The organism is Stenomitos rutilans, assembly GCF_059505485.1.
The window spans coordinates 20,923-43,472 of record NZ_JCACKR010000108.1; the positions used below are offsets into that span (position 1 = coordinate 20,923).

Genomic DNA, 22,550 nt, shown 5'->3' on the forward strand with positions numbered 1-22,550 from the left:
GGCATAGATCGGTTCATCATACTCTCAAGCAAGCATAGATTTTAGGAGGGCGGAAATGCAGTTGTGTGAAGTTAGAGTGCCAACTTATAAGCGTCCTGACTTGCTGAAGCGTGCACTGAATAGCCTCCAGTCGCAAACCTACCGAAACTGGTGTGCACTAGTGTACGATGATTCTCCTGATCAAGAAGGTCGATCGGTTGTTGAAGACTTGCAAGATAGCCGTATACTCTATAAACCTCATCCCACTAATTTGGGGCGCTCAAAAAATATCGACTTTGCTTTTTGTCCTGAAGCATATGTTGACGGAACTTATGCCTTTGTCCTTGAGGACGACAACTATTTGTTTCCTGAGTTCATTGAAGAAAATATTGACTCTCTTAACAGAAATCAGGTCAGTATTTTGCTGCGTAATCAGGAAAAGCGACTGGAGAAGAACGGCGAATCAATGCCTATGAATGCCACAACCAGAGGCAAATGGTTTGCTCAGGGAGTTTACACTCCAGAACAATTGTATGCCCGTCTCTTTTTTTGCGAGGGGATCTCGAACGGTGGTTTGTTTTGGAGTACGCAAACAATTTCTTCTGATTTACAGGTTGGTGCTCAAGTAGAGCATTCCTGGCACCAGGAGTTGTTTAGAACATTGAAAATTCAGGAAAAAATTGTTTTTGAGCCAACGCCGCTCTGTGTTTTTACCGAATTTGAACGTACCTACAGAAAAATTAATTTTGCACCCAGACATAACCGTGGCACACAAGCAGTCTTCATTTATTTGATAAAGCGTTATGGCAGCGCTATTGTGCAAGAAGCTCACAATCTTGCAGTTGAACCAATAGCGCAGTCTACCCTAGAGCGAAACCTGCTGAATGCGCTGTACTTAAAGTATGGGTTTCAGCAAACGAGCAGATTAGAGAGCTTGAAAATTTTTGTCAAGTCTGTAGTGCGGTATTACGTTTACAAAGATCCATTCAAAGACATTTTGGCTGTGTAGTGCCGTCTTCACTGAGTACTGTCTACAAAAGGGGCGTTTATGAACCGTAATTTGCTCGTCAGTATTATTGTTAACAATTACAACTACGATCGCTTTCTCAAAGAGGCGATCGACAGCGCGTTAAACCAAACGTACCCACACATCGAAGTGATTGTGGTGGATGATGGCTCGACGGATAACTCGTGTGGTGTAATTGCTGAGTACGGTGATCGTATTCTTCCCCTTTTTCAACCTAATGGCAGGCAAGGAGCCGCTTTTAACAATGGCTTTGCCCACAGTAACGGCGACATTATTATCTTTTTAGATGCCGATGATTACCTGCTGCCTAACGCCGTGGAGTGCGTCGTCGCGGCCTGGAAACCAGACATTGCCAAAGTGCATTATCGTCTGGATGTCGTGGATGCCGATCGACAACCGCGAGGCTTTTCCTACCCGCAGGGCGGTTCTTCTTTAGCCAGTGGCGAAGTGTGGCGAAGGCTGTTGCAAATTGGCAGCTATCGCGGTGTGCCAACCAGTGGCAATGCGATCAGCCGTCATGCTTTGGCCCAAGTGACTCCCATACCGGATGAGTATCGATCGGTCGCTGATGATTATTTATCAGTGCTGATTCCGCTCTATGGCGAAGTCGTTGCGATTAGCGAACCATTAGCTGCTTACCGACTGCACACCAACAATCAGTGGGCGCTGGTGACGGTAAGCAGCGATCGCTTTCGTCGGTTTGTGCAGCACGATTTGCAGCGGTGCGAACTGCTCACTCGCAAAGCAACCGCTCTAGGCTATACGGTGCCCGAAGATTTGAACTTGCGCTTTTTTGGACGAGCCTGGTCGCGGTTAGCCTCTCTCAAACTCGACCCAGAGCATCATCTTGTGCCGTCCGATCGTTCGCTGGTGCTGAGTTTTTACGGGATTCGCGCCCTGTGGCGATATTCAGATTTCAACCTGCCCAAGCGCACTATTTTTACCCTATGGTTTGTTTGGGTGGGTTTAATGCCGCGTGTATTAGCGGAGCCAGCAATTGTATGGCTTTTTGCCCCCCAGTTTCGTCCCAAATTTGTAGGGCAGACGCTCAAGCGTTTGCGTGCGTTAGTGAGTTGAAAAAGGAAAGGGTAAAGACAAAAGGCTGTCCATTAAACGTCTATTGCCCCATTTAAACTTTTAGTGTCAAATCTGCTTAGGAGCCAAAATGCTTACTTGACAAGCATTTTAAGCTCAGAAAGACACAATTGTGCAGTCAGGTAAGTTTAAATGAATAAATGCCAAAAGCTCGCGAATCGTTACTTTCCCTTTCAACAATTAATTGTCATTCCTTTTGCAGACGGCATAGCTTCGCTGGCACTACATCTTAGGCTGTTGCGCCTTCAAAGACACTCTGCGAACAGCAGGACAAGTTAGGTATAGCTCAGATAGCTGCTCACAGGGAGACTCGAACTATTTCCTCTTGGCAACCGGCACAAAGCACTTGCATACAGAGTTCATGAGGCTTTGGGAAATTTGCCAGTATCATCCATGACTGAGATACGACCGATGCCACTACTATCGTCGAGTTCGCAACCTATCTTCCTCTTAGTGACAGAAAATTGGATTTTCACTACATTGCTGAGTAGCTTGACCAACTGATCAAGTTAATGATCAGTTGCATCAGTTCGTTCTCAAGCTCTAAACAATAGCGAGGCAATGTTCATGAATCAACAGCAAGTTGACTTTCCCGACGCAATGTCTCTTTCGCCGTCAGTCACTTCCGCTCAACTGATAGTGAAGCGAATGGGAGTACGGCGATCGCGTCAGCGTGGTGTGGTATTGACCGAACACGGTTGGAAAAAGTTACTGGAGACGAAGGTGCTGCAAAACCAGTACGGAGAATGGCATACTTATGGGCTACTTGGCGATCGAGCACTTCTAAGTCCGCGCACCGTTTCCAAGATTGTTGGGTGTGAAATGGGTGTCGATCGTCGCACACTTAAACAGTTTTTTCATGCCTTCAGTCTACCGTTGGAAAGCGGTGACTACTGCATGGCGAAGGCGATGCAAAGCCGTTCTCAAATCCTGGCTACAGAGCTATAGCATTTGCCTTTCAACTTCAAAGATGGTTAACTTCAAAGAGAGTCTTCCATCGACGCTTTGCTAGAGTGGTAGGGTACTAGAACCAGCATCTCCCCTGCGTGATACACCTTAATGGTTTGATTCAGTTGATTAACGGTGGTTTCAATCGAACCCGACAAAATCAAATAAAAGTCGCTATCCATTGTCCCCTCGTTGAATAGCACATCCGCTTTGGCTAGGATCTTGCGGTAGCCTATTTCAATGACCTTCCGCAGTTCCAGATCAGAGCAGTCGCTGAGGTGAAGCAGTTGTCGTAAAGCATCCCGGATAGAAGGTGTCTGACCAACGCTTTTGTCAGTTACTTCGTCAGTTAGGGGTGCTTCAAGTCCCATCTGGCGCAGGTTATATTCAATGATGAAATTTAGGGAACTCACTACCTCAATGCCCTCATCCATTTGAGCCACCCATGCCCACAGCTCAAACTCCATCGAAGTATCTGCAAAGCCCTTGAAAATCACTTTGGGCGATGGGTTATGCAGTACCCTCGGTTCCATATAAGCCGAGTTGAGCAGTGTTTCCGTCACCAGAACCGGATCACTGTCGTTAGCTACCGCGATCGGTAGATGCAGTTTGCCCTTGAAGCTTCTGTAGCTCCAATTCAGCAACTGGTTTCAACATAAACCGTTTCACTCATAGAAGGCAGACTACAAGCCCTTTTACCTTAACCTGCCTTATTTGAACGATGATAGACAGCCTTTGCGACCTATCAAGATCTTTCAACCATTCGCTTCATCAACTTGTAATGCCGCGATCGCGATTAACAGCTTGGTAACGCTCAATTCAAATTAGCAAGAGGAGCGATCGCACTAATGAGGAATTTGCAATTGATCAAGAATTGCGAGTTGGTGTTGCTGGGTTTTCATAATCTCAACTTAACCAATGGGAGAGAGGGTGATCGCATTTAAAGCGGTGATCAAATGCATAAGCCAGAGTGATTGAACCAACCAAGGGCATCGTTAGCAGAAAGACACTCGTTGATAGTCCTGGTTAAAGCTTGGTCGAGTGCTTCGTGCGTTCGAGCCTTTGCTGAACGCAGTAGCTGCTTGAGTTTTGACCAACAGAGTTTAAGCGGTGACAAGTTGGGGGCATAAGGCGGCTAAAACACAACCTTGGCTCCCACTGATTCAATGGCCGCTTGCACGACCTCAGCATAATGCACTGGCAGAGTATAGCCCTCAGCACGGTCACCCCTACCCACAGTGGCGGCAGAAGCTCCTGGATGTCGAACAAGCACACGTCAGTATGGATGCTGCCACCAAGACTCCTGTTCGCAATCAGCCCAACAAGACGCATGCCACCAAGCAACGAGATCGGCTTGCCCCCCTTGCCAGGAGCCTCAGTGTCAGACAAGCGTTCACCGAGGGGGCACGACCATACAAGCGAGTCATGCCCAGATGGCGGCCCGTTTCATCCATGAAAACCAAGTTGCGCGAGTCGATGGTAAAACGCCACAATCGGTAAGCCAAGCGCAAAGCATTCACCCGTTGAGTGTCTTGCTGGGAGGCAATCAGTGCTTTGACAGTAGGGCGTGCAGAAGCAGCTAGTTCCTGGCTTTTGATGGTCGCTTTATGGCTATCAGAATGTGGCTTACCCAACCAACAACCGCTGTAAAATCCCCCCAACTTCTGACACGTCAAGCTGCAATTTGCGGAAGTTTGCCTCTAATAATTTTTTGATGACACCGTACAAATAGCGAGGCTGTTAGTGTCAAACATTACTTAACTGGTAGATAGAGCCGTAGTGTTAACTCTGCGCTCTGATCACCCACAAGGAGTCTTAAGTGATGAACCTTTCCTTGCCTAAAGTCCTGCTTGCTACAGCCCTAGCACTACCTGTCGTGTCCATGCTCGGTCAGAGCGCTCTAGCAGAAGATCTCGCTTTTACACTCAAAAACAGCAGCAACAGCCCCTTAGTCGAGTTTTATGTTGAAGCTTCAGCAGACGCCAACTGGGGCGAAAACCTGCTCAGCGAATCTGTCAGCCCTGGAGAAGCTGGCACTGTGACGATCGCCGATGGCCGCACCACATGTACCTACGACATTTTGGGTGTGTTTGCCGATGGGTCTAAACTCGATGAACGTCAAATCAATTTGTGTGAGCTTGGTTCCTACACCTACAAATAAAGCTGCTTAAAGGGTTTTTGCAGGTTGAAATGCCACTACGAAGGCACCAGAGCACGCCAAAAACATCGGGAGACAGGATTGAGAGGACATTTTCTTCTCTATTCTGTCTCTTTTGTTGCTTAAAGGAACTGCAAAAACCTCTGATCTGGGTCATCCAGCGAAGCTTAGGCTCCCGCTATTAGTTGCCCTTGCTTGACTGAAAAAATCTGCGATGAATAGAGCCATTGAGCGTCAAAAGACCCTAAATGCGTGGTTGTGATGAGAGTCTGGTAGCGGTCTTGAATGGTCTCAAGCAATTGGTTCTGACGATTGAGATCAAGTTCTGCTAGCACATCATCCAGCAAGAGGAGGGGTGGTTCCCCAATCACATCTTCAATCAGTTTCAGTTCGGCCAGTTTGAGCGCCAGCACTAGAGTACGCTGCTGCCCTTGAGAACCGTACTGGCGTGCAGAAGTCTGATTGATTGTAAAGTCAACATCATCGCGATGGGGGCCTACGAGCGTTGTGTTCTGGTATTGCTCGGCGATCGCCCGCTCCTGAATTTTCGCCAAAAACGCTTGCTTCACCAACTCTGGTTCGTCTTTCGCTAACGCCACATTGGGAGCATAGTTAATGGCTAACTCTTCTGTACTGCCGCTAATGGCATGGTGCCAGCGCTGCGCCAGAGGAGCCAGTCGCTGTAACACTCGCGCCCGCCGCCGGATGACTCGTGTACCTGTTGCTGCAAGCTGGGCATCCCAGAGGGCGAGTTCGTCATGAGAGGGTGGGGAGTGGGGAGTGGGGAGTGGGGAGTGGGGTAGAGTTTCGAGTTCGAGATTTTGATCAAACGGTTTCGGCTCTTCTGCCTTCTGTCCTCTGCCCCCTGCCTCCTGCCTCCGCTTCAACAACGCATTCCGTTGCCGCAACACCTGATTGTACTGCTGCAAAATGTGGGCATAGACAGGTTCTAGCTGAATGAGCAGCGCATCAACCCAATTTCGCCGCTGTTCTGGGCCGCCACGTACCAGGTCGAGATCCAGGCTGGAGAACTGCACCATGTTCAGAATGCCTAGAAAATCAAGCTGTCGTCGCACTGTTTCGCGGTTAATGGCAACGGTACGTCGGCTGTTGAGCCGCAGCGTAAAGGAAAGGTCGATCGGGCCAATGTCGCGATCGAGTTGGGCTGCGACTTGAGCGCTGGTCTTGCCTGTGTAGATTAAGTCACGATCGCGGGCGGTACGGTGCGATCGTAGCGTTGACAGTAGCTCAACAGCTTCTAGAAGGTTAGACTTGCCCTGAGCATTGTTGCCCAACAGAATGGTCTTGGGCGCATTCAACTCCACTGCCTGATCGAGATAATTGCGAAATTGTCGGAGATGGAGTGTTTTCAGATACATGGGAATGGAGTTATGAGTTACGAGTTTTAAGTTTTGAGTTAGGGTGACATTCAAAACTCAAAACTCAAAACTCAAAACTTTTACTTCCTCGTCTTGGCGTACCACCGATACACCAGCTTTTCTAACTCTACCCAGACAAACATGAGGGCACTAACCCCCAAGCACACACCCAGTTCAGAGGCACTCAGGAAGTGAGTGTTGAAGAAGCTACGCATGAATGGAACATAGACCAATGCTAGCTGTAACAGCGAAGTCAGAAACACTGCTGCCAAAAGAAAGGGGTTCTGAAACGGATTAAGCTCGATCGTGAGACGTGAATTAGAGCGAATGGCTAGCGCATGGCCCATCTGAGCAATACAGAGGGTGGTGAAAACCATTGTTTTCCAGCGATCGCCATTTGGATCTTCGGTTGTGAGGTTTGCATGAGCGTAGCCGTAAGACCAGGACATCAGACCGATCGCCAGAATGGCTAGCACGATCCCAATCCGAATCATGTATGCACCTAAACCACGCGCAAAGATACTTTCACCTGGATCATGGGGCGGACGCTTCATGACATCCGGTTCTGCAGGTTCGACCGCGAGTGCCAAAGCTGGTAATCCATCGGTCACCAGGTTCATCCACAGAATTTGCAGGGGTGATAGTGGCACGCCGCCTAAGCCGATCAACGGAGCGGCCCCAATGGTTAAAAGCTCGCCGATGTTACTACCCAGAATGTACTTGATAAAGCGACGGATGTTGGTGTAAACTACACGGCCCTCTTCAGTCGCCGCTACGATCGTGGCAAAGTTGTCGTCTAGCAGCACCATGTCGCTGGCATCTTTGCTCACGTCTGTACCCGTAATCCCCATTGCAATCCCAATATCGGCTTGCTTTAGGGCAGGAGCATCATTAACGCCATCGCCCGTCATCGCAACGATGTGCTTCTTCTGCTGTAGCACCTGCACAATGCGTAGCTTGTGTTCGGGTGCTACACGGGCATAAACGCTGACATCTTCCACTTGGCGGGCCAACTCTTCCAGACTAAGTTGTTCTAATTCACGTCCGCTAAGGGCACGATCGCCGGGTTTCGCAATCCCCAAATCTTCGGCGACGGCTTGTGCTGTTAGCTGGTGGTCGCCCGTAATCATGATGGGCCGAATACCCGCCGATCGACAGCGTGCAACGGCATCCCGAACTTCGGGGCGCGGTGCATCTAGCATTGCCACCAGGCCAAGCCACACCAGTTCACGCTCTGTCGTTTCGTCAGAACCTTCAGCGGGAATTGCGGTTAGGGGCTTACACGCAAAGCCCAACACGCGCAAGCCCCGTCCTGCCATTTGATTGTTTTGGTCAAGCACTTGACGGCGTTGCTCATCGGTAATGGGCTGTCCTGCATCACCCACTTGAATCTGAGTGCAGCGTTCTAGAATCAGTTCAGGCGACCCTTTGGTAAACATCATGTAGTGTGAAGCGCTACCCATCAACGTTGGGTCTGTATCCATTACCTCTGCAATCACGCTCATCCGCTTGCGTTCTGAGGAAAAGGGAAACTCCGCGACGCGAGGCAACTTGCTCAACCACTGGTCTTTCTCAAAGCCAGCTTTTGCCGATAGGGTGAGCAATGCGCCTTCGGTGGGGTCACCCAGAATAATCCACTGCCCTCCATCCTGCTGCAACACAGCATCGTTACAGATCGTGCAAGCCGTCAAGAGATTGAGTAATTCTGGCTGCTCTTGAGGATTGACAGGTGCATCGCTGGTTTGGGCCGCAACAGGCACAAACTCACCGATCGGGGTGTAGCCTTCACCCATCACACGTAGGGAGGTGCTGCTGGTGTGAAGCAACTGCACCACCATTTTGTTCTGCGTCAGCGTGCCCGTTTTGTCAGAACAGATCGTGGTCACCGAGCCAAGCGTTTCAACGGCAGGCAGTTTGCGAATGAGCGCATTCCGTTTCACCATGCGCTGCGTTCCCAGGGCCAGGGTGACGGTAATGACGGCGGGGAGTCCTTCAGGAACGATCGCGACCGCCATACTGAGCGACACTTCCAGCAATTCTTTCCAACTCTCTAACCCCAGGTGAATGATGCCACCGATAACCACCAGCGCGACTAGCGCCAACGCACCCGAAACCAGCACTTTGCTCAAGAGCGCCATGCGCTTTTGCAACGGGGTTGCTTCTGTTTCAACGGATTGCAGCAATGTGGCAATACGGCCCAACTCGGTCTGCATGCCTGTACCTGTAACCACAACGGTGGCCCGCCCTTGCAGCACTTCGGTTCCCTGATAGACCAGATTGACTCGATCGCCCAGAGGGGTATCGGGTGGCAATTCTGCGTCGACCCGCTTGTTCACAGCTTGCGCTTCACCGGTCAGCGCAGACTCCCGAATTTGAAGATTTGCGGCATCTAGCAGACGACCATCAGCAGCCACTTGCACCCCTGCCTCTAGGAGCATGACATCACCCGGAACCAGGTCTTTTGAGTCGATTTCGATCGTCTTGCCGTCTCGAATCACACGCACTCGCGACGAGGCCAGCTTCTTTAGGGCTGCCAGATCTTTTTCTGCCTTACTCTCCTGGAAGTAGCCCAACAGTCCGTTCAGGATGACGATCGCAAAAATGGCGATCGTGTCTTTAAAGGGAATCTCACCCGGATCGAGCTTTCCAGCCCGCCAGTCAAAGAAATCTAACCCGCCAGAGATCAGTGCCACTGCAATCAGCAAGAGCAGCATGATGTTGGTGAATTGGTCTAGCAGGATCTCCCAGGCACTGCGCCCTCCCGTTTCCACTAATTCATTCGGGCCATAGCGCTCCAAGTGGTCAGCGACTTGCTGTGTCGTTAAGCCTGCCTGGCGATCGGTCTGAAACTGCTCTAACGTTTGATGCGTATCAAATGTATGCCAGAGCGACGCGGTGTCGGGTGCAGACGAATTTACAAGCATGGTGAATCTTAGTAGGAAGGGGCGTAAGGAGTGTTATAACACCTATAGCACCTGATCATAGTGTCTAAAGTGCATATTTGGCACTATTAAATAGTGTAAATCTAAATAGTGCAAATCCAGACCAATATTAAGTCTGGCTGACCCGCACTTAGCCCTTACTAGCTTGCACGTTAGTTCTCTCTCACAATGGTTGTGAATCCGTTTAAACCGCAACAGCTTATTGGTAGACAAGCCGCGCTAAAGCAGGTCAGCCAGATCCTTGCTGACGATGGCGATTTACTGTTGGCAGGCGTCCCTGGTAGTGGCCGTCGTACACTGCTACGTCATGCCGCTCGTAGTGTTGGAGCCAGGGCCATTGAAATTGACTGCTTGCGTGCGACTGATAGCAATCGCTTTCTCCAACTGCTCACGGAAGGCATCGTTGCTGCTTTTGAGTCACCCACTGAGCTAGCACTCATGCAGCAGTGGAGTCAGGAGCAGCCCATCATTTTGGACATCACATCTAGTGGACAAGCGCGGTTGGTCTGGCACCCTACCCCAAAAAACGAATGGGTATTGTTCCAAAGTTTGCTGGCACTGCCACAGGTTATGGCGGAATGGCTTAATTGCCGAGTGGTGATGGTCTTTCTAAACTTTTCTCACATTCGCTCCTGGGATCGCTCAGAGAAGTGGCAAAGCTACTTACGCCAGGAGATTCAGCAGCAAACCCAGGTTAGCTATGCGCTCATTGCGACAGTGGCGGAAAGTTGGGTACAAGATAGCGACGTAAAAGTCATTGTGTTGGGGCCGCTTGAAGATGCAGAACTGCGTCCGTGGCTTGTTACGGCTTTAGCTGCTGAGGGACTTCAGTTTGATCCGGACTGTCAGTCCCTGGAGTTATTTTTAACGTATGTACAGGGTCATGTTGGCGATGCGATCGCCCTCGCCAGACGGCTTTGGTTAGACCATCGAGCGTTTGAAGAGGCACGACTACTGATAAATAGCACCGAGCATGAGTCATCCTTGCCCAGACGCAATGGCTCTACTCTCTCAAACCCTAATGCTTCCCTGGACGCTCAAAAGCAACCACTCAAGGCCCACATGATCTATCCTCACCATGTTTATCGCAGCACGTTGGCCCTTGTGGAAGATCTGTCCTTGACCTTTGAGTCACTCATTTTGCTGCTACCACCCAGCCAGGTACGGGTACTTGAAAGCCTCGCGCTTGACCCAACAGACAGCCCTCATTCGCGAGATTATATCCAGAAGCATCAACTCTCTAGAGGCGGAGGGCTGCAAGGGGCTTTAGCAAGTTTGGAGCAGAAAGGTCTTGTGTATGGGCCAGATTATGGTTACCGCATTACCATGCCGCTACTGGCGTTCTGGTTGAAGTACCATCTTGCTTAAAAGACGGTTTCAATATCAATTTTTTCTCAGCAGGCTTACGCGTTTGACTAAAACCTCTGAGGTTTAAGCGATGACACTGGCTAGGATGCTTGATTCCTGGTTCAAACCTCTAAGTGTGCGCAAGTCCTACTCAGAAAGAATGAGTCCGTAAATGCACTGTAGTGCTTTAGTCACGGCTATGCAGGCTTAAAGACAAGTCCATAAAGGTACTGTAGTACTTTTAGTTTTTCTTGCAAGTTTTAAAGCCGCAAGAGTGTTGTATGCCAGCCAAAACCGCAGTAGATGAAGTAAATGACGCTTTTTTCTACAAGAATCTACAGACTGGATAACGCTTTAAGGTCGGTACGATCGTCACTACCTCGTTACCATTAGACACCTTATTATCAAGAGCAACGGTTAAAAGCCCGTACCTGAGGGCATTCACCAAAACTTTACAAAAAAGTGAATATTTAAGCCGCTCGAAAGAAAATTTAATAAGTACTTAACAAAAGCATGCATCTTAGAGGGCTGTGTAAAGGCTCTAACAAGTTGCCTTCCCTCACGGTTGTCATCCTCTTTTGCAATGTTGTTTAGTCTACATAATTACTTTCGTCACCCTTAAGGGGGATTACTTACCAACACAGCATCTTCAGTAACCTGTACGAGACTGATCAGGGTTCTAGGGTTTGATAGCCCAAATTTAACCGTAATGCAAAGAAGTTGTCTTTCCAAAATAGGAATCATGTTGAATCTGAAGCCCTCTAGCGACACTGATCGACGTACACTCAACTTTTTAGAGAAGAATCCTTTACTTTCTCAGTGCTTACTTGAAGATTGCGGCCCTAACCTGAGCCAAGTCGCAACCATTATTGAACCTGTTCTAAGTGCTTCTAGCCGCTGTGAAATTAGCTCTTTTTATATTCAGGCAGTGACAACTGGGCGCACTGCTTTTTTAACCACAAATTTACCGGACGATCGTGCAACTCATGTGACGGCGGTGGGCACAAGTTGGCTCATTGGTCGTAGCACCAACTGCGCGATTTCAATCCACAGTTCATCGATTTCTCGCTGCCACGCGGTGATTGGGCATTGCCCCGATCGAGGATTCTACATTATGGATGTGGGCAGCAGCAATGGCACGTTTGTCAACTGTCGCCGTTTGGCTGCTTTAGAGCAACGCTTTCTCAACGATGGCGATTTGGTTGAGTTAAGCCATACTCGCATGGAGTTCTTCATCTCCGGTTACAGCAACCCTCGGCCTGCCCATCAAGACACTCAGGTCTAACCCAGTTCTAGATTGATGAGAGCGGTGTAGAAAGCCTCCTCTAAGGTAAAACGTTGAAAGTCAGAAGCCAGTCGTCAACAGGTTAAACACCTTCTGATGACTGGCTTTTGCTATTGAGTTTTTGAGTGAGGCGACTGCTGACATGTTTCTGTCATATTCACCCGTCACACTAAGAGCATGAGTTTGGAGAGTTGGATACAGCAACTTTAGAACCCAAACTCAGTTTGCGAGACGGTTACACAACTGAAGCGATCAGTCGTTAGCTGTTGGCCCATTGCTAGCAGCTAACGCTTTCTCTCACAGCGTAAGCGGATAATCGCCCTGTTTGATTTGCGGCTGTCAGGCTTCCTGCGCCGACTTTGAATCACAGATCTGGTTTAACATTTGCTTCTTGAGCATATCTGGGGTTTGCGATCGCTGCCATTACTGGCTGTGGCATCGTGGTGTGATGGTTTCCTTGTGCTGGCAGCTTTGCCTTAGCAGGCTGTGTCCAGCAACGGGATGCTTGGAACCAGCACCGGGGTAGCCCTAAAACGACTTATTTTCTTTAAGGAAACCTACAATGTCTCAACCTTTTGCGCGCATATCGCTTAAGTCCGTGTCGTTATTATCTATGGGTGCTCTTGGTGGGCTGTTGGTGGGCACACAGTTTGTGCCGACTAATGCGGTGCCATCACAGCCATCGCAAGCACCCGCTGCCTCAGGGCCAATCGCGCAAGCACCCGCTGCTCCGGTGTCTGGTACCGATGAAACCTTCATTTCAGCCGTAGCCGACAAAACGGGTCCTGCTGTTGTGCGGATTGATTCCTCTCGAACGGTGCGACGATCGCCCCAGTCCAATGAGCGTATGGTGCGAGGAACAGGGTCTGGATTCATCGTTAAAGCAGATGGTTTGGTGCTGACCAATGCTCACGTGGTTGATGGTGCCACCAGCGTTACCGTCACGCTTAAAGACGGGCGCGAATTTACAGGCAAAGTGCTGGGCAAAGATGAACTAACGGATGTCGCTGTGGTGAAAATCCAGGGAACCAATTTGCCGACCGCGCCGATTGGAAACTCTGAGCAGATCAAGCCAGGGGAATGGGCGATCGCGATCGGCAACCCGCTAGGGCTAGATAACACCGTAACGGCTGGCATCATCAGCGGCACTGGGCGATCGAGCGGCGTGGTTGGTGCCCCTGACAAGCGCGTCAGCTTTATTCAGACGGATGCAGCCATTAATCCTGGTAACTCTGGTGGCCCCTTGCTAAATCGGCAGGGACAAGTGATTGGCATGAATACTGCCATCATTGGTGGTGCTCAAGGACTTGGTTTTGCCATCCCCATTAATCAAGCCCAGCGAGTGGCTAACCAGTTGATTGCCACGGGTAAAGTCGATCATCCTTATATTGGGGTGCAAATGACCAACCTGACAACGGCGACCAAGGACGCCTTAAACCAGGACGCTGATTTAGGGGTAAATGTTAAAGCCAATCAGGGTGTAGTGGTGGTTGGCATTGCTCGCCGTTCGCCTGCTGCCAGCGCCGGACTCAAAGCTGGGGACGTAATTCAAGCGGTGAACGGGCGATCGGTCAAAACAGCAGACGATGTACAGCAGGTGATTGAAGCCAGCAAAATTGGTGCCAATTTGCCGATTCAGATTGATCGCGGCGGTCGGTCCCTGACCCTAACAGTCAATCCCGGCGCATTTCCCTCTTAAACACTCAGTCTCGAATTAAGGCGACTGGGTTAAGAACGTCATCAGCGATCGGTCTTCAGAGAAAGCCGATCGCTGACGACGGCTCGTCTTTTTGAGGGAACTAAACGGTGCGTCATTAAATCCAGGGAAAAGGCACTTAGCGTAAGGACGGTTTAAAGCATGGCAGTCGCTCAACCCCAAAAGCAAACGAAAGCACCCAGGGGCAAAAAGAGCATGGCTCAGCGCTTGTGGTTTTTGCACTGGCTGATGGCAGCAGTTTACCTCATGCTGTTTATCGGCGGCATTTACATGGCTGACCTGCCCAGAGAGGTGACCTATCGTGGCTCTCTCTACACGATCCATAAGACGCTGGGTGTTCTCGTGATGAGTTTGCTTTTAGCCAGAATCTCAGTGCTTTTAGTGGTTGTGTTGCATAAGTATCGTCGCCGCTTGCCCAAAACAACACCGCACTGGTGGCGCATGACGGCCCTACACGCAGCCCTCTATACATTCATGCTGCTGGTGCCGTTAAGTGGCTACCTATTCTCCAACGCCAACGCAAAAGATATCGTCATTTTCGGTACCAATCTTGTGATGCCGCCGTTGATCGGTGCCGATAAAGCCCTGGCAGAACTGGGGCGTAGTGCCCACTTTTGGTTGAGCTATACCTTCCTGGCGTTCATTCTGTTGCATGGCCTGGATCAGCGAAAATACTTGCGTGCTTTCCTGCGTCGCTCTTACAAGACGATTGCAAAAACAGTGAGCTAAGGTTAATTTCTTTTAAAGAAAGGCACAAGGCATCTTTTGGCATGCGTACTTTCACAGCAAAACTTAGGCAGAAGCACTAGACCTCCTGCGCGAATACTTAAAAGCCCCCTCCCGTCCCCCAAGTTTGGGGGAAGCTAAAACTGATGCCCCCCAAATTTGGGGGGATGGGGGGGCAAAATCTGATTCATGCAGGAAGTCTACTGAAAACCCTTAGTTTCGGAGCAAAAGCATCAAATTACTTGGAGCATCGCCTTGTATAGGGAAATACACGGCTTTGCCAGGTCTGCGCCTCTGTGGAAATTGCGGTATACTGATTGGCTATATTGAATTGATCGATCGTCACCTCGCTTCAGAACGCTGAAAAATCACTGAATGCATCTTGAGTACTTTTAGAAGCATGTTCAACCCTTTCATTCCTGAAAATCGTCATGAGTACTACGCAACACAATCCGGCTCAAACTTACCGTAATGTCATGGAGTCGCTAGTGGTTGAAGAGGTGGAACGGCAGTTTCAAAAGCTGCCTGCTAAAGTGAGTCGGTACGTGAATAAACCTGAAGTCATTGCGTATGCGTTGAATCGCTTACCTGCCCTTTATGCCACGAGTGAAAAAGGGTGGGAGCAGCAAGGTGCCCGTGCACGCAGAGAGCTAGATAGCCAGATTGTCTCAGCCGTGCGTCAGGCGATTGCCGCCGTGCAGCGTGACCCGCTCCGGGCGATGGTGCCGCTGAAAATTGGAACTGAGCAAGAGTCGCAGCTTGTACTGGAAGAACTGAAGGAGTTGTTAGGGCAAGAGGAGCTTTCCTGGCGTACTCTGGTGGATGCGGTAGAAAATGCCCTGATCCGTACAGCTCGTGGAGAAGTTACCTGGCGTAAACGAGGCAATGCAGCAGCACAACGCAACGAGTGGCAAGACAGCCGTTACTATTTGTAGATCGTGGTCGATCATCGCACAGGTTAAGCGGTTTGATCATTGGATGCCGTATGCCTCCAGCATAGCGCTGGCATGGGTCATGAGCTTGGGGGCAATAGCGGTGATGCACACCCCTGCGATCGCGGTAGATCCCGTTCTAGCACCCGCTAAAACTGATCTCCAGCCCAATCTAGCCCCTTTGGATGTAAAAGCACTGCAACCCAATAGTGCGCCTGCTTTCGTCGTGACGGCAACCCGCATCTCTCTGACGCAACTGAGTATTCCAAGCCTCTGGTGGCTTCAGGAACAAATTGCCAACGAAGATACCTATGGCGGCAATTTGCTAGAGAATTGGTTGGCATATCCCAACAGTGGAGATCAACCCGGTCGCGTGGATCTCGTCGTTAATCGTCAGTCTTGGAGCTTGCTGGACTATCTCGATCGCTATGCATTCATTCACACCTTTGGGGAAGCAGGTCGTGATTATGGCTATAACGTGCGGGTGTTTGACGGGCAGGCCACATTGTTAGGTGCCTCTACCTGCGACTTTAGTGCGATCAACATTGATAGCTTGCAACGCCGTCAGATCACCGCGCGTCTGAGCGAAACTGATCCCCTTAATACAAGTCTTTCAGAGACTGCATCAGTTCAGCCTGAAAACTCTATTGCCTGTAACATTTTGCTCGACTCTTCCGGCAAAGCAGGCTTAAGGGGTGGTACTAACCAGTTGCTCCCTGGCGCAGGTGGAGCCAAAGGGCTTGATACTGGTCAGCCGTAGCACGATCGAGCGATTGCAGAAATTCACTCTTTTCTCGAATCGCCGCGTCTGGCAGCAGTACTGTATTCTGGCGGAGTGCTGGCGGCAAGTCCGCGATCGAGGTTTCCAACACCGCAGGAGACGCTGCGCGGCTGAGTAGGGATAGCTGGCTGGCAATTTCGGGTCTCCAGCAAAAGCTAATCCAATCTGCAGCGAGGGTGGATAAAGCAGGGGCAGCTACAGCTGGGCGTACCCAAAGATCGGCCCACAGTGCGGTACCAGCCTTCGGCACAACGGCAGCAATAGTTGGGCTGCGCTGCACCAACGGCAGAATATCTGTTGACCACCCAACGGCGACCCACGTTTCACCGAGCAGCAGCGGCTGTAGATAGGCATTAGAGCTATACAGCTTGGCCTGCTGGTTTAGTGCTGTTAATGCCGCTTTGAGTTGAGGCACCGCTTCTGGGTGGGGAGTGTTGTAAGATTGCCCTAGCTTTTTGAGAGTCAGACCAATAACTTCACGGGGCTGATTCAGCAAGGAGATATGCCCTTTTAAGTCCGATCGCCACAAATCAGCCCAGTCAGTTGGCGGTTTTAACCCTTTCTCTTTGAAGATGTCTTGGCGATAGGCAATCACAGTGCTACCCCAACGATAAGGTGCTCCCCAAACTTTGGCCGCAGAAGCTACCGAGTCACGCTTCGTCACCAGCGTCTTCCATGCTCGCGGTAGTGCCTCCCAGCCCGGTAGTTGCTTGGGATCCAACGGCTGGATCAGCCCTTGCTGAATGGCTTTGTCTAGCCAGTAATCGCCCAACGTTACCAGGTCTGCTGCTGGATGAGAGCGCTTGCCAAGGAAGGGGATCCAACCGAAGGCCCCAGACGCAGGCGCTTCGGCTTGGCCTTGTCGCTTCCAGGTCTGCAGCTTCTCGAAGAGTGGTTGCAACTGCGGTTCGATCGCAAGGCTCAGAGACCCAGACGACGATGACTCCCTCAAGTGCTTGTGGAATGCCCCCACAATTTGCGGTGGAATCGAACCATTTAGCACCTGAAGGCTCAACGTTTGGGCCTTTTGACCAGAGCAACCCATGACGAACTGGCTCAGCGTAACACTGATCGCGCCCGTTAAAAACGAACGGCGACTGCACAGAGAGGGGGACGGCGGCATGAAACGGGTCATGGCATTATGCAGATTGCTTGCGCTCAACCCCAAAGCCAACGAGATCGATTACAGTGGGTGGCTCGTTGGCTTCGGGACGCTGATAGGTCACGATCGTGCGGAGACGCAAATCAGGCGCAAGCAGCCGCATTTGATCAACCGCCACCGATTGCCGATAGTAAGTGGTCATCTCTAGCGTTTGGCGTGTGGGTTGATAGGTAAACCGTCCCGCGATCGCACCTGTTTCAGAATACCCTTTATCGCGCAGATAAAAGCCCTGAATGAGGTCTCCTATCGGCTCGTCAAGCACTTGAGCTGCTAGTGGGGGTGGTGGCAATTCGACGGGCTGCGGAGTTGTAGTGTCATGATCGGGGACAAAGAGCGCCTTTAAACTCATCGAAACCTGCTCACCAGTTTCAGAGCGGGTTTCAAACGCGATCGCAAAGCCAGGGCACAGGGTTGTGTCGTCTGCTAATTTCGCGGCATCAAGCGACAATGCCTGGATGGTGGCAGATGGTTGCGATCGCAAGGTCTGTTGTTTTTCGTCAGCAGTCAGTAGAGCAACGCGAAACTCTGTGTAGGATCGCTCCACATCACTGCGAAGAGTGGAATGGTAGGTTCTCTCCGTTGTCCAAAGCCCTGTACAGGTTGTAAAAAAATCTTGAATGGTGAGCATTTCTGATGGAAAACCTAACTGAATGGATTCTTTCTTTAAGCGCCTTTCAACTAAAATCTGCGAGAAACTTTATGGGGATCGCAACTCATTTTCTAACCAAATTATTGATTGATCGACGCATTGTACCAACTATAGCAAGCCTCCATGAGTGGCAGCACAGAAACGTGGTCCGTCAAGAACCATTTGCTCTCGGTCTAGGCAATGCTTAGAGCTTGTCGATACGGAGACAAAATTGATTCGAGACTGCTTGCAGCGATTGGTCATTTCTTGGTCAAACACATTGAAAGGCGTAGGGCCTAAGCCATTTAGCGCTTGATCAAATCGTATTTTTAGAACGTTTAATCACGATTAAACGCAGCCTATTCTGCACTCCAACTGTTGTGCTCAAAGCTTAAATGATTCAGGAGTAACCCCCCGTATGAGCAATTAACTACTTAGAATGACTTCAGAAGACCAGGTCAAATTGGGGCACTGAATGGATACCCTGCAACAGCAGATTAATATCATGAGTACAAAGGTTGATGCGCTGTATCAACTCATTGAGCAACTAAGCACTCAATTGTCGGATGTGGCAACTGAATGCAAGTTTGGAGCGGATCAACTGCAACGCTCTGACAGCGAACCAACCAACAGCTATCGCTCCTATCAAACCTATGCCGGTCTGGATGCCAGTATGGAACACAAGGATGTTTTAGCCGATTATAGCGGAGTGGATGCAGTGGCTCATAGTGGCGAAAGGCAGCTTGCACCTGAGGTGCAAGTACAGCGTCTGACGGCGCAACTAACGGCTGCTTACAACCGCATTGCAGCTCTAGAAGAGCAATTGCTTTCGAGACGGATTCACAGCTAGTTTCAGCGGTGATTGCTTGGCTAAGCACAGTCCTTAGAGGCCGGGTGTGGGGTTGTGGTGAGGCAACTGCAGGTGGCTGTTACAGCTAGTTTGGCCGTTGGGGGGATGGTTGGCTGATTTGCTGGTGGCGCTCTACCAGCGTGTCGATCGCGGCTACAAGTTGCGCTTGCCCCCAGTTCTGGTATAGATGTGCCGCGATCGCACAACCGCCCGCACCAACTCCTTCTTTGACAAAGCCTTGCTCATACGCCCGGAGCTGTTGATAGCGTGATGTCGCAAAATTAAGCTGCGTCGCAATCAGCGGCACATCACCCACCAGGTTTGCTAAGCCCACCGTGTCGCCAGTCGCATCATCTGCGACCCAGCGAGTTGTGCCAACGGCAATTTGCTCAGGTTGCCATATAAGGTTGTGCGCTTGTGCGATCGCCCGCAGCAGCGCATAGACCGCTAGCATTTGGGTACCGCCAGCCAGTAACACACCGCAGGATCGGCTGGCCGCGATCGCCATGCCCGCCACTACGATCTGCATCGGATCGCCTACCGCCGCCACAATTTCGAGAGGGGACGGTTGGGAAAGCGAGGCGCTTGGCAAGAAAGGATGTGATCTGGCTTTCCACACCCCGGATCGTTGTAAGCCTTTTTCTACAAGTGCCCATTTTTGGCGATGGTTGCAGGCCGCGTGGCTACTGTTGACTTTGCCTGTTGCTGCAAAGCCTAAGCCTGTCAAAACGCCCAGCGCTGTCGTCGTCCCACCCACCACACATTCACCCAGGATCAGAAAATCCGTTGTCGCTCCGAGCATTTCGCCCCATCGTAAGCCCTGTTGCAGTAAATGCTCTACGGTGGCTAACGTCATGGCGTGACCAGAACTCAAACACCTGGCTGGAGTCCCTCTCAGATTGATCGCTGGCACCGTTGGCAAAATCGGCAACCCCGCATTGAACAGCGAGAGTGGCATCTGCTGCCCAGCTACGATCGCGCGCGCAATGAAAACGGGTGATGCGCCCACATCCAGTGGCGGCAACGGATAGGTTGGAGAAGCTTGTGGGCCATTATGCAAAAACTCGGCATCCGCGAGCGCGGTGTACTGGCGATCTATAGGCGTTGCGCCCGCTGCCGAGATTCCTGGCACCAACCCTGTTTCTGTAAAGCCCAAGATGCAAGCAAAATGCGGTCGCTGGCCCCGACGCCGCTGTAACCATTGCGTTCCCTGTTCTACCTGGTTATAGACTCGGTTCAATGGCAGTTGTCCTACCAGCCGCTCCGCCTCCCGCCTCCCGACTTCCAACTCCCTACTCATAGTCCATGAGCACTTGAACCCACTGAGGCGGTTGAGGAATGGGATTTCCCAGACGATCAAGCAGTAGCCACGCTACAAGGTGGACCACAAAGACATACACAATATTGTTCAAAATAATCATGCCGACGATCGCGGCCTGTACTAGCTCTAAACTGGGCTGAGCTAAAAAACCCAGCTTGATAAATAGCCACTCCAGCAAATCTGTCGTCTGGGTGGTAGCATACAGCCAAAGATCATCGCCTAGCAGCAGCGAAACGAGCCAGATGCGAAAGAAAAACCCAAGTGATCCCAACAGGCTACCAATCGCGATCGAAACACCCCATTGAGCGCCTCGCCGCCAAAGTACGCCAAACAGCACACCCATTAAACCGTAGGGCATCACAAAAAGAATGCTACGCGCTGGCCCCATCAGCACACTCAGCAGCAAACCAGAAATCAACGCACCCATCCAGGATGAACGACTGCCCCAGCGTAGATAAAGCAGCGCGATCGGGATCGAGAAAAAGAGTCGCAATAAGGGGCCGATCGGAAAGTAGTAGTTCACCAAAAAGACCAGGCTGGCAGCGCTCGCTAAAAATGCAGTTTCCACCATAATCAGCGGCACTGATGGATCAAGCGTGCGCGGTAAGCCATGAGCATGAGGTTGGCCTAAACGATGTTCCTCCAAGGGGTCACGATCGTTTACTGCTTTATAGGGTCGTTCCAGCACCGCCTCAACTTCTAACCAGGATGCCTCGTCTGAAATCGTCTCCTTCCCAAGATTAGCCGCATCAGAGGCATCGTCAGCACGTTTCGTTGGATTAACTTCAGATGGATTGGCTTCAGAAGAATCAGTCATGTAGTCTTAAGAACGGGGGCAAAGGAAACATCGAGAAAAGAATAGAGCGTTGTATTCTCGTTCTAAACCCTCCACGCATCGAATCAAAAGCAGAGGTTTGAGAGCAAGTTTATGAGAAGCAGTAGGTTGGTAGGCTATGGCTCATAGTCGATCGCACAGTCTTGTAACCCATGCCAGACTCAAGGGGCTGCTTCACCCTGAACCACCAAAACAGAACAGTGAGCATTATGCACGGCATAGTTACTTACGCTACCCAGCAAGGCTTCTGAAAGACCCTTGCGCCCTCGTCGCCCAACTACAATCAAGTCTGCGCCCCAAGCTTGAGCGGTTACACACAGCAGGGCTTCAATATCGCCGACTTCCAGCGTTGTCTCAAAGTGCACTCCTGCTTGACGAGCGGTTTCACTGTATTGCTGAAGCAACGCCTTCACAGCCTCTTTATGAGCTTCAAGGCTCGGCTGCTGTGCCAGATAGGTGCCACTCATTGTATCGGGTGCAAGCAAACCAACCTCGGCGGGTAAGTTGGGCGGTTGCACAAGCACCGCATCGCTCACACCGCTAAACAATAACAAACTTGCTGAGGTACTCTGGGCCAGTGCAAGAGCCTGCGCAAAGACAGCCTTGCTCAAGGTGGAGTCATCGAGAGCGACTACAATCTTGTAAAAACTCATGCGCTTTGCTCCATTCACCCAACAGATCCATCTTACGAGCGTTCGCTGCAAAGCGAATGGTCCAGAACCAAGCAGTCCCAGGCTTAGGAAAGGGATGCAGCACTCGCTCGCAGCACTTGCACACGACGACTGAGATTTACCAGCAACTTCCGCATACTGCCAGGATGTAGCACGGCCCATAGGTTGATGCTGAGGCAAGATGCTCCTAATAGCAACAGGACAAACGTCGGTAGCATCACAACGCCGATGATAAACCAGGTCAATACATGGAGCACCATCAAAAGGGCAAAGACGCTGCCTAACCCTGATGCCTGCCAAACCTGAACGACCGGACGCTTTAACCCAACCAGCACGATCGCGCACAGTGTTGCCAGTACGTTAGCCGGTACTAAAGCGGCACAGATTGCCACACAGTAGTGATGGGAAAACTCAAGCAGATTGCTGAAATCAAACATTAGTTCATAGAAGTGGGTGCAGTGGGCAGACAGTCTGGTTTGCCTCACGTTCATTATGTGTAACGCAAATAGAAGTCAGTCCAGGAAAAACTACAAAAAACTCAAGATTTACACGAACATGCAGGGTAGCTGATTTCAAGCCATAACCTAAGGATTGCGGATTAATAGGACTTACGCAAAAGCGGTCACCTTTGCCCCCTAGCCCCCAATGCTGGGGGAATAGAACCAATTAAAGCCCCCAGCATTGGGGGTTTGGGGGCAAGTGCGTAAGTCCTAGGTATGAAAGACACCGTGACACGGCTGGACTACTGCCAATATTTGCTAGTCAGC

General features: G+C 50.6%; 21 protein-coding genes. 12 read left to right on the top strand and 9 right to left on the bottom strand.

Translation table 11 applies throughout. The annotated features are described in order from the left end of the window. The first annotated feature begins 55 nt into the window (after window positions 1-55). From AC5JLP_RS21560 to AC5JLP_RS21570, 3 genes are all read left to right on the top strand, one after another. Complete coding sequence (locus tag AC5JLP_RS21560; RefSeq protein ID WP_496070011.1) at window positions 56-988, top strand: glycosyltransferase family 2 protein; 933 nt, start codon at window positions 56-58, stop codon at window positions 986-988. A 39-nt stretch (window positions 989-1,027) separates the two neighbouring features. Then, window positions 1,028-2,083: a glycosyltransferase family 2 protein gene (locus tag AC5JLP_RS21565; protein WP_496070012.1), complete on the top strand. Its 1,056-nt coding sequence runs from the start codon at window positions 1,028-1,030 to the stop codon at window positions 2,081-2,083. A gap of 585 nt (window positions 2,084-2,668) precedes the next feature. Further along, window positions 2,669-3,049: a hypothetical protein gene (locus tag AC5JLP_RS21570; RefSeq protein WP_496070013.1), complete on the top strand. Its 381-nt coding sequence runs from the start codon at window positions 2,669-2,671 to the stop codon at window positions 3,047-3,049. A gap of 32 nt (window positions 3,050-3,081) precedes the next feature. Here AC5JLP_RS21570 and AC5JLP_RS21575 read toward each other — a convergent pair whose 3' ends face one another. Then, entirely contained in the window at window positions 3,082-3,693 is a 612-nt protein-coding gene (locus tag AC5JLP_RS21575) for a cyclic nucleotide-binding domain-containing protein (RefSeq protein ID WP_496070014.1), read from the bottom strand. A 466-nt stretch (window positions 3,694-4,159) separates the two neighbouring features. On the opposite strand from AC5JLP_RS21575, the gene AC5JLP_RS21580 reads away from it, so the two are divergent. Further along, window positions 4,160-4,549, top strand: a complete 390-nt coding sequence (locus AC5JLP_RS21580) for a hypothetical protein (protein ID WP_496070015.1) — start codon at window positions 4,160-4,162, stop codon at window positions 4,547-4,549. 322 nt (window positions 4,550-4,871) lie between these two features. Beyond that, a complete protein-coding gene (locus tag AC5JLP_RS21585) occupies window positions 4,872-5,210 on the top strand; it encodes a hypothetical protein (RefSeq protein WP_496070016.1) in 339 nt (112 codons plus the stop codon). Window positions 5,211-5,374: 164 nt separating this feature from the next. Here the strand turns inward: AC5JLP_RS21585 and AC5JLP_RS21590 are convergent, their stop codons facing one another. Further along, on the bottom strand, window positions 5,375-6,586 hold the full coding sequence (locus AC5JLP_RS21590; RefSeq protein WP_496070017.1) for a DNA replication/repair protein RecF: 1,212 nt from the start codon (window positions 6,584-6,586) through the stop codon (window positions 5,375-5,377). Between the two features lie 80 nt (window positions 6,587-6,666). Beyond that, window positions 6,667-9,510, bottom strand: coding sequence for a cation-translocating P-type ATPase (locus AC5JLP_RS21595; protein ID WP_496070018.1), 2,844 nt, complete (start codon window positions 9,508-9,510; stop codon window positions 6,667-6,669). A gap of 186 nt (window positions 9,511-9,696) precedes the next feature. On the opposite strand from AC5JLP_RS21595, the gene AC5JLP_RS21600 reads away from it, so the two are divergent. The 6 genes from AC5JLP_RS21600 (at window position 9,697) to AC5JLP_RS21625 (ending at window position 16,295) form a co-directional block, all read left to right on the top strand. Next, on the top strand, window positions 9,697-10,896 hold the full coding sequence (locus AC5JLP_RS21600; protein ID WP_496070019.1) for a P-loop NTPase family protein: 1,200 nt from the start codon (window positions 9,697-9,699) through the stop codon (window positions 10,894-10,896). Between the two features lie 721 nt (window positions 10,897-11,617). Then, complete coding sequence (locus AC5JLP_RS21605; RefSeq protein WP_496070020.1) at window positions 11,618-12,160, top strand: FHA domain-containing protein; 543 nt, start codon at window positions 11,618-11,620, stop codon at window positions 12,158-12,160. Between the two features lie 613 nt (window positions 12,161-12,773). Continuing rightward, window positions 12,774-13,859, top strand: coding sequence for a trypsin-like peptidase domain-containing protein (locus AC5JLP_RS21610; RefSeq protein ID WP_496070021.1), 1,086 nt, complete (start codon window positions 12,774-12,776; stop codon window positions 13,857-13,859). A 159-nt stretch (window positions 13,860-14,018) separates the two neighbouring features. Beyond that, a complete protein-coding gene (locus AC5JLP_RS21615) occupies window positions 14,019-14,606 on the top strand; it encodes a cytochrome b (RefSeq protein ID WP_496070022.1) in 588 nt (195 codons plus the stop codon). A 428-nt stretch (window positions 14,607-15,034) separates the two neighbouring features. After that, a complete protein-coding gene (locus AC5JLP_RS21620) occupies window positions 15,035-15,538 on the top strand; it encodes a late competence development ComFB family protein (RefSeq protein ID WP_496070023.1) in 504 nt (167 codons plus the stop codon). Beyond that, on the top strand, window positions 15,489-16,295 hold the full coding sequence (locus AC5JLP_RS21625; protein ID WP_496070024.1) for a hypothetical protein: 807 nt from the start codon (window positions 15,489-15,491) through the stop codon (window positions 16,293-16,295). Before AC5JLP_RS21620 ends, AC5JLP_RS21625 begins: the two co-directional genes overlap by 50 nt. Here the strand turns inward: AC5JLP_RS21625 and AC5JLP_RS21630 are convergent. Together AC5JLP_RS21630 and AC5JLP_RS21635 are read right to left on the bottom strand one after the other, a co-directional pair. Continuing rightward, window positions 16,237-17,451 carry an extracellular solute-binding protein gene (locus tag AC5JLP_RS21630; protein WP_496070025.1) on the bottom strand — a complete coding sequence of 405 codons (1,215 nt, stop codon included), beginning with the start codon at window positions 17,449-17,451 and terminating at the stop codon, window positions 16,237-16,239. The genes AC5JLP_RS21625 and AC5JLP_RS21630 overlap by 59 nt on opposite strands. 4 nt (window positions 17,452-17,455) lie before the next feature. After that, the gene (locus AC5JLP_RS21635) at window positions 17,456-18,106 is read right to left on the bottom strand and encodes a phycobiliprotein lyase (RefSeq protein ID WP_496070026.1); all 651 of its coding nucleotides are present in this window, start codon (window positions 18,104-18,106) and stop codon (window positions 17,456-17,458) included. A gap of 475 nt (window positions 18,107-18,581) precedes the next feature. Here AC5JLP_RS21635 and AC5JLP_RS21640 point away from each other — a divergent pair, with 475 nt between their 5' ends. Then, window positions 18,582-18,956, top strand: coding sequence for a hypothetical protein (locus AC5JLP_RS21640; protein WP_496070027.1), 375 nt, complete (start codon window positions 18,582-18,584; stop codon window positions 18,954-18,956). 85 nt (window positions 18,957-19,041) lie between these two features. Here the strand turns inward: AC5JLP_RS21640 and cobT are convergent, their stop codons facing one another. The 4 genes from cobT to AC5JLP_RS21660 all read right to left on the bottom strand — a co-directional run bounded on the left by cobT (window position 19,042) and on the right by AC5JLP_RS21660 (window position 22,220). Continuing rightward, window positions 19,042-20,256: a nicotinate mononucleotide-dependent phosphoribosyltransferase CobT gene (gene cobT / locus AC5JLP_RS21645; RefSeq protein ID WP_496070028.1), complete on the bottom strand. Its 1,215-nt coding sequence runs from the start codon at window positions 20,254-20,256 to the stop codon at window positions 19,042-19,044. Further along, a complete protein-coding gene (locus AC5JLP_RS21650) occupies window positions 20,249-21,094 on the bottom strand; it encodes a DUF2232 domain-containing protein (protein WP_496070029.1) in 846 nt (281 codons plus the stop codon). The genes cobT and AC5JLP_RS21650 overlap by 8 nt, the downstream gene beginning before the upstream one ends. 179 nt (window positions 21,095-21,273) lie before the next feature. After that, window positions 21,274-21,765, bottom strand: coding sequence for a universal stress protein (locus AC5JLP_RS21655; RefSeq protein ID WP_496070030.1), 492 nt, complete (start codon window positions 21,763-21,765; stop codon window positions 21,274-21,276). Window positions 21,766-21,848: 83 nt separating this feature from the next. Next, window positions 21,849-22,220 carry a hypothetical protein gene (locus AC5JLP_RS21660; protein ID WP_496070031.1) on the bottom strand — a complete coding sequence of 124 codons (372 nt, stop codon included), beginning with the start codon at window positions 22,218-22,220 and terminating at the stop codon, window positions 21,849-21,851. Between the last annotated feature and the right edge of the window lie 330 nt (window positions 22,221-22,550).